1 protein-coding gene and 1 pseudogene are annotated in these 1,702 nt (G+C 73.2%); both read right to left on the reverse strand.

Going from position 1 to position 1,702, the window contains the following annotated elements; genetic code table 11:
• Nucleotides 1–1,121, reverse strand: a pseudogene (gene glmM, locus ACIDOCELLA78_RS96775) (phosphoglucosamine mutase); the annotation flags it as partial.
• Nucleotides 1,122–1,201: 80 nt separating this feature from the next.
• Nucleotides 1,202–1,546 carry a dihydropteroate synthase gene (locus tag ACIDOCELLA78_RS96780; protein ID WP_307850974.1) on the reverse strand — a complete coding sequence of 115 codons (345 nt, stop codon included), beginning with the start codon at nt 1,544–1,546 and terminating at the stop codon, nt 1,202–1,204.
• Between the last annotated feature and the right edge of the window lie 156 nt (nt 1,547–1,702).

The following is a 1,702-nucleotide window of genomic DNA, read 5'->3' on the forward strand; positions in this document are numbered from 1 at the left end:
GCGGCAGACCTCGCTCGCCGGCCGGCCCTCGCGCACGAGGACGCCAGCACCTGGAGGGCGGCGATCAGGCCATCGCCGGTGGTGGCGAAATCGGCCAGGATGACGTGGCCGGACTGCTCGCCGCCGAGATTGAGCCCCTGCGCGCGCATGGTCTCGGCGACGTAGCGGTCGCCCACCGGGGTGCGGTGCAGCGCGAGGCCGAGGCCGCCGAGATAGCGTTCGAGGCCGAGATTGGACATCACGGTGGCGACGATGCCGCCGCCGGACAGCCGGCCATCGGCCTGGAAGGCGCGGGCGATCAGCGCCAGCACCTGGTCGCCATCGATGATCCGGCCGCGCTCGTCGGCGAGGATCACGCGGTCGGCATCGCCATCGAGGGCGACGCCGATATCGGCCCGGTGGCGCACCACCGCCGCCGACAGGGCGGAGGGAACGGTCGAGCCGCATTCGTGGTTGATGTTGAACCCGTCGGGGCTGACGCCGAGGGGGATCACTTCGGCGCCGAGTTCCCACAGCGCCGCCGGCGCCACCTTGTAGGCGGCGCCATTGGCGCAATCGAGCACGACGCGCAGACCGTCGAGCCGGAGGCCGCGCGGCAGGCTCGATTTCGCGGATTCGACGTAGCGGCCGGCGGCATCGACCAGGCGGGTGGCGCGGCCGAGCGCCGATGGGGCGGCGAGGCGGCCGGCGAGATCCTGCTCCATCAGCGCCTCGATCTCGGCCTCGACCTCGTCGGACAGCTTGGCCCCGTCAGGGCCGAACAGCTTGATCCCGTTATCCTCGAACGGGTTGTGCGAGGCGGAGATGACCACGCCGAGATCGGCGCGCAGGCTGCGGGTGAGCATGGCGATGGCCGGGGTGGGCAGCGGGCCGGCCAGCGTCACGTCCATCCCGGCGCCGATGAAGCCGGCGGTCAGCGCCGGTTCGAGCATGTAGCCGGACAGGCGGGTGTCCTTGCCGATGATGACCCGGTGGCGGTGATCGCCGCGGGTGAAGCGCAGCCCGGCGGCCTGACCGAGGCGAAGCGCGATCTCGGCCGTCATCGGCGCGGTGTTGGCGCGGCCGCGGATGCCGTCGGTGCCGAACAGGCGGCGTTTGGGGCGGGGCGGGATCTGGTTCATCGCGGATCGAAACCTTGCTGGAGCCTTGCGGCGGAATGACGCGGCGGCCGCACTATCCCAAGAGACGCGCCCGCGTCCAGTCAGGCGGCGGCGAGGGCCTGCCAGACGCGCAACGCCTGCACCGTGCGGGACATCGTGGACGCGGAGGATCGCCGCCCCCTGCCCGCGGCGAACAGGGCGGCGGCGATGGAGCCGGGATCGCGGCGGGCGGGGTCGGGCTCGGCGGCGAGTTCGCCGATGAAGCGCTTGCGCGAGACGCCGGCCAGGACCGGATGGCCGAGCGCGCGGAAGGACGGCAGGGCGCGCAGCAGCGCCACGTTCTGCGCGCCCTGCTTGGCGAAGCCGAAACCGGGGTCGAGCGCGATGGCGGCGGGCGCGACGCCGGCGGCCAGCGCGGCGTCGCGGGTGGCGGCAAGCTCGGCCAGGACATCGCGAGGAGATCGTCATAGACCGCCTGGGCGTTCATCGTCGCCGGGGTGCCGCGCATGTGCATCAGGATCACCGGGCAGCCGGCGGCGGCGACCAGTGGGGCGGCTTCGGGTCGTGGCGCAGGCCGGAGACGTCGTTGACGATGCGCGCCC

The organism is Acidocella sp. C78, from assembly GCF_907164655.1.